Source organism: Herbaspirillum sp. B65 (assembly GCF_000333555.1).
GTDB lineage: Bacteria > Pseudomonadota > Gammaproteobacteria > Burkholderiales > Burkholderiaceae_D > Herbaspirillum > Herbaspirillum rubrisubalbicans.
In genome coordinates, this window is sequence record NZ_BADI01000193.1 from 1 (window position 1) to 5,995 (window position 5,995).

The 5,995-nt window shown below is 63.5% G+C and carries 6 protein-coding genes; all 6 read left to right on the top strand.

The genetic code is table 11. From position 1 onward, the window contains the following. On the top strand, nucleotides 1–259 hold a 259-nt coding region (locus I5W_RS04920; RefSeq protein WP_044528402.1), incomplete at its 5' end, for a chalcone isomerase family protein. After that, entirely contained in the window at nucleotides 256–1,500 is a 1,245-nt protein-coding gene (locus tag I5W_RS04925) for an MFS transporter (protein WP_044528403.1), read from the top strand. The genes I5W_RS04920 and I5W_RS04925, both read left to right, overlap by 4 nt. A gap of 9 nt (nucleotides 1,501–1,509) precedes the next feature. Further along, the gene (locus tag I5W_RS04930) at nucleotides 1,510–3,054 is read left to right on the top strand and encodes a cryptochrome/photolyase family protein (RefSeq protein ID WP_044528404.1); all 1,545 of its coding nucleotides are present in this window, start codon (nucleotides 1,510–1,512) and stop codon (nucleotides 3,052–3,054) included. A gap of 238 nt (nucleotides 3,055–3,292) precedes the next feature. Then, a complete protein-coding gene (locus tag I5W_RS04935) occupies nucleotides 3,293–3,928 on the top strand; it encodes a response regulator (protein WP_017452294.1) in 636 nt (211 codons plus the stop codon). A gap of 30 nt (nucleotides 3,929–3,958) precedes the next feature. Then, entirely contained in the window at nucleotides 3,959–5,626 is a 1,668-nt protein-coding gene (locus I5W_RS04940) for a cache domain-containing sensor histidine kinase (protein WP_199901706.1), read from the top strand. A 37-nt stretch (nucleotides 5,627–5,663) separates the two neighbouring features. After that, nucleotides 5,664–5,995 (top strand): Hpt domain-containing protein (locus tag I5W_RS04945; RefSeq protein WP_044528406.1); only part of this gene is annotated, 332 nt, incomplete at its 3' end.

Genomic DNA, 5,995 nt, shown 5'->3' on the forward strand with positions numbered 1-5,995 from the left:
CATGAGCGCCGCCCGATTTGCCGCCCCGACGCTGGCGCGCTGGAAGAATGAACTGGGGCGTGCCTTCATCGACGTGCCCGATGGCGATGAACTGGTCGGGGTCTACTTGCCCCAGCGCGGAATGCGTCTGTACGACCGCGACAAGCTGCTGGCCGAGATCGCCGACCCGGAACTGGCGCGCGCCTTCTTCAACATCTGGCTGGGCCAGCCCAGCCGCGACGAAAACCTGCGCCGCCGCCTGCTCGGGGAGACGCCTTGAGCGCACTGCCGCAGCCCATCGCCACGCGCTGGAGCAATGCCGCCTACGGCGTACTGGGAGCGCCACTGGCCATGGCAGCGCTACCGCTGTTCGTGCAGATTCCCGCCTATTACGCCAGCCATGTCGGGGTAGCGCTGGCGCCGCTGGGCTGGGTGCTGTTTGCAGCGCGCCTGCTGGACATGCTGCAAGATCCCCTTTTCGGTCATATGCTGGATCGATCGGCCCAGCGTCAGAAGCGCTGGATGGGCATGGCCGGCGTGGTGCTGGCGCTAGCCTTCATATGTCTGTGGAAACCGCCTGACCCACCGGAAATGGCCATGCCGTGGCTGGTGGCCATGCTGGTGCTGGCCTATGGCGCGCACAGTATGCTCAGCATCGCCTATCTCTCCTGGGGGTCGCGCCTGCCCGAGCAAGGAATGCGCGCCGTACCCTGGCGCGAGGGGGCAGGCTTGGCCGGGGTGATCGTGGCCAGCGTGGTGCCGGTGGGCATCCTGGCCGCTGACCCGGCTCGGGTGGATGGACGCATCACGCTGTATTGCCTGTTCTTTGCCGCCATGCTGGGTCTGGCGCTGCTCTTGCTGCTGCGCCAACCCGCGCCCGTCATGGTGGCGCAGCAGCAGCCCTGGCGCGAAGCCCTACAGGGGCTGTGGCGCAATCGCGCCTTCCGGGCGCTGTTGCCGCCCTATCTGCTCAACGCCTTGTCGGCGGCCATTCCAGCCACGCTGGCGCTGTTTTTCATCGAAGACCAATTGCAGCAGGGCGCACTGGCCGGCCTGTTCCTGGCCACCTACTTCGGTGCGGCGGCCCTCGGCCTGCCGCTGTGGAGCCGGCTGGCGCGCCGCGTCGGCGCGGTAGCCTGCTGGCGCCTGGCCATGCTGCTGTCCATGGCCGGCTTCGTCGGCGCGGTCTGGCTGGGGCCGGGCGACAAGCTGGCGTTCCTGCTGGTCTGCTTGGCCACCGGAGCCGCGCTGGGTGCCGACCTGCTGCTGCCACCGGTGCTGCTGGCGCGGGTGGTGACGCAAGCCGCCTCGGTGGGGGCGGCGTTCGGCATCCTCACCATGCTGGGCAAGCTGGCACTGGCCTTGGCCGGCGTCGCCCTGCCCCTGCTGGCGGCCCTGGACTACCACCCCGGCCAGGGGCCCAGCAGCAGTCTGCCGCTGGTGTACGCGGCCCTGCCCTGCGCGCTGAAACTGGCGGCCTTGCTGGCGCTGGGGCGCTATGGTCGCCAGCATGGGCATTGAGATTGCACGATGAACCCCATTCCCGCCACCACACTGCGCCTGATCCTGGGCGACCAGTTGAATCCACAGCACTCCTGGTTCGAGCGCGTCGATACCGATGTGGTCTACGTGCTCATGGAAGTGCGCTGCGAAACCGATTACGTGCTGCACCACGCGCAAAAGATCCTGGCCATTTTTGCCGCCATGCGCGCCTTCGGCGAACACCTGCGTGCAGCCGGTCACCGGGTACGCTATATCCGGCTGGATGATCCCAGCAACCGCCAGCGGCTGGAAGACAACCTGTCGGCGCTGGCAAGCCATTACCAGGCGCGCTGCGTGCAATGGCAGGCGCCGGATGAATGGCGGCTCGACCAGGCCTTGCAGCAATGGGGCGATCAGCAGGACTTGCAGACGGTAGTGGTCGATAGTGAACACTTCCTGACTGCCCGAGATGAATTGCCGCGTCTCTTCGAGGGCCGCAAGCAATGGCTGATGGAGCAGTTCTACCGCCAGATGCGGCGCCGCTTCGCATTGCTGCTCGATGCCCAGGGTCACCCCGAAGGCGGTCAATGGAATTTCGACCACGACAACCGCAAGCGCTGGCCCGGCACGCCACCGCAGCCGCCAGACTGGCGCACGCCACATGACCACGGGGCGCTATGGGCCATGCTGCAAACCCAGGGTGTAGCCAGCTTTGGCGATCCCCAGGCCACGCAATTGCGCTGGCCGCTCACGCGAGCCGAAGCCCTGCACCACCTGGAGCATTTCATCCAGGCCGTGCTGCCGTATTTCGGCGACTATGAAGACGCCATGAGCAGCCAAGCCCAGCGCCTGTTCCATTCGCTGCTGTCCTTTGCGCTCAACGTCAAGATGCTGCATCCGCTGGAAGTGGTGCGCCGCGCCGAAGCGGCCTATCGGGCCGGCCATGCACCGCTGGCGGCCGTGGAAGGTTTCATCCGCCAGATCATCGGCTGGCGTGAATACGTGCGCGGTATCTACTGGTCGCAGATGCCGGGCTACGAACAGCGCAATGCGCTTGACCACCGGCTGCCGCTGCCGGCCTGGTTCTGGACCGGCCAGACCGGCATGAACTGCCTGCGCCACGCCATCGGCCAGTCGCTGCAGAGCGCCCACGCGCATCACATCCAGCGCCTGATGGTGATCGGCAACTTTGCGCTACTGGCCGGGCTGGACCCCAAGGCCCTGCACCAGTGGTACCTGGGCATCTACATCGATGCCTTCGAATGGGTGGAGTTGCCCAATACCCTGGGCATGAGCCAATGGGCTGATGGCGGCCTCATCGCCACCAAACCCTATGTCAGCAGCGCCGCCTATATCGGCCGCATGAGTGACTATTGCCGCGGCTGCGCCTACGATCCCAAGCAAAAGACCAGTGCGCAAGCCTGCCCCTTCAATGCCTTGTACTGGGATTTCTTCCTGCGCCACCAGGTCCGCTTCGGCCACAACCCGCGCCTGGGCATGGTCTACCAGCAGATCAAAAAGATGGCGCCAGCCGATCTCGAGGCGCTGCAAGCGCGCGCCCAGGCTCTGCGCAGCCGGCTGGATACCCTCTAACCCTCCGCCAAGCTGCGGCAGCCGGTGCAAAATCCCACTTCACGATAATTTGCGCCACTCGCCGCAAAAACAGGCAAAATACATAAAATCTGACGAAGTCACGAAATTCTCTGCATAATGCCTATCCAAGACTTGCCCATCGGCATGATTGTTGCTTTTTGTTGAAAACCGATTATATCGATTTCAAATTCTATCTAATGAATTTGATTTATTTGTGTAAAATACCGATAATGCATTTATGAAAACCGCAAAGACAAGCAGCTCCGAGGTATGCACAACCCAGGAAGCGGCCCACATCCTGGGCATCTCGGTGTCCTCCGTGCAGCAACTGGTCGAGGCCGGCATCATCGAAGCCTGGAAGACCAAGGGTGGGCATCGGCGCATCCCGTTGGCGGCCGTCCACGCCTACAAGGCCACGCCCGGCTCTTCCTCGGCAGAGGCTGGTGAGCATGGCCGTAGCACCACGGCGCGGCCGAGCAATGGCCGCACGGCGGTGCTGGTGATCGAGGACAACCACCTGCAGCGCGAACTGTATGCCGGTGCCATGGCTTCGTGGGGCTTGCCGCTGGACCTGGTGTATTGCGACAACGGTTACAAGGCGCTGCTGGAAATCGCGCGCAGCAAACCCGACGTGGTGCTGGCCGATATCGTCATGGAAGGCATGGATGGCTACGAAGTGGTCAAGACCATCCTCCACGATCCGCAGTTGCGGGATGTCAGCATCGCCATCGTCAGCAGCCTGGGACAGGAAGACATGGCGCAGCGGGGGGGTATTCCGGCGGGGGTGGTGTTCTTCCCCAAACCGGTCAATTTTGATGAATTACGCGGCTACATGCGGGCCTGTTGTGCCCGCAGGGAGCGCGAAAGCCGATAAAAAACCAATCAGGGAAAGGCCCGCAGAGCCATGAATGACCGGAAAAATCCTCCTCTCCCGCTCCGGTTTGCGCGCATCGACTTGCGCCTGGCCCTGGGCTTGTTTTCGCTGTTGCTGATCTGCGGGCTATGGCTGGGCGCATTCAAGGAACTGGCGACCAGCCGCCAGAACAATCTTGAAGACGCCCGCCGCGACGCCCAGTCACTCTCCCGACTATTCCTGGAACACGCCTACCGCACCATCGAGGCCGCCGACCAGGCGGCGGTCTACCTGCGCTACCGCTACGGCGAACGCGGCCAGAACCTGGATCTGGCGACCGAAATCTCCAATGGCCTGGTGGCACGCAACGTCTACAACCTCTTCACCATCGTCGACAGCAAGGGCGATGTCGCCCTCTCCAGCAAGCCCTTCACGCCGATCAACCTGAGCGACCGCGAACACATACAGGCGCACATGCACGGTGGACCGGACAAGCTCTTTATCAGCAAGCCGGTGCTGGGCCGGGTCTCCAACAAGTGGTCGTTGCAGCTCACGCGGCGCATCAACCAGCCCGATGGCAGCTTCGGCGGTGTGGTCGTGGTCTCGATGGATCCGCAATACTTCACCAGTCTTTATCACCAGATCGACGTCGGTCATCACGGCGTGATCACGCTGCTGGGTGCCGATGGCGTGGCACGCGTGCGTCGTACCGGCGAGACCGATGCCATGGGCGAACAGGTCAGCGGCGGCAAGGTGTATGCAGCCATGCTGGCCCAAGGCGACGGTGTGGTCGAGGCGGTCAGCCGGATCGATGGCCGCGAGCGCATCTACGCCTTCCACAAGCTGCGCGACTATCCGCTCTATGCCTCGGTGGGCATCGATATCGAAGAACGCCTGGCGCCCTACTATCGCGAACGCAACCGCACCTTGTTGCTGGCTACGCTGATCACGCTGGCCGTGCTGCTGTTCAATGCCCTGCTGATCTGGCTGGCCGGCTCGCTGGTCAAGAGCCGCCAGGATGCGATGCAGGCCAGTCATGCCAAGTCGCGCTTCCTGTCCAACATGTCGCATGAATTCCGTACTCCGCTCAATGGCGTGCTGGGTTACTCCGACGCGCTGCGCGAAGAACTGGGCGAGTCGCCGCTGGCGCAATATGCCACGGCCATCCACGACAGTGGCAACCGCCTGCTGGACCTGGTCAATGCCATCCTGGAGGTGACCGAACTGGAAGACCAGCGCGTGGCCATCCAGGCCGAGCCGGAAAACATCCGCGAGCTGATCGGCCAAGCCGTGGCCCGTCACTACCCGGACGCCCAGGCCAAGGGCCTGTCGCTGGAATGCCGCATCAGCGATGAGGTGCCTCAGGTGGTGGTATGCGACCAGCGCAAGGTGCTGCGGGTGCTGGAGAACCTGCTGGACAACGCGGTGCGCTACACCGACAGCGGTCGCATCCTGGTCGAGGTCGAGCGCAGCGGCAGCCAGTTGTCCGTGCGCATCAAGGATACCGGCATCGGTATTCCCGCCGGACAACTCGATACCATCTTCGAGAAATTCACCCAGGCCGACGACAGCGAACGGCGTGCCAGGGATGGCGCAGGTCTGGGTCTTACCATCGCGCAACGCCTGGTCACGCTCATGGGAGGCAAACTCATGTTACAGTCCAAGCAACACCAAGGTTCAACATTCAGCTTCACATTGCCGCTGCAAGAACCGAAGTAATCGGTCGCAAGGACATGAGAACAGAGGGGGAAAAACCGTGCATCTGGGCCAGTCAACACCTGCAGCCAACGACACCAGCAATACCGGCGACTATCACCATATCGATCCCAGCCACCTGCTCGACGCCGTGGGCGGGGATGTGCATACCGTCGCCTCGCTGGCACGCACCTTCCTGGCCGGCGCGCCGGCCATCTTCCTGCGGCTGGAACAGGCGATCCTGGCCGGCAATGCCGCTGTCAGCCGGCATGAGAGCCATACCCTCAAGGGCATGTGCGCACTGTTCCAGGCCAAGGCACTGACCGAGCTGCTGCACCAGACCGAACAGGCCGGCCGCGATGGTTGCACGCCTGAGCCGGAGCAATTGCAGCA

Coding starts and splice junctions, on each gene's coding strand:
- I5W_RS04935 (WP_017452294.1), top strand. CDS start 3,293: ATGAAAACCGCAAAGACAAGCAGCTCCGAGGTATGCACAACCCAGGAA.
- I5W_RS04940 (WP_199901706.1), top strand. CDS start 3,959: ATGAATGACCGGAAAAATCCTCCTCTCCCGCTCCGGTTTGCGCGCATC.
- I5W_RS04930 (WP_044528404.1), top strand. CDS start 1,510: ATGAACCCCATTCCCGCCACCACACTGCGCCTGATCCTGGGCGACCAG.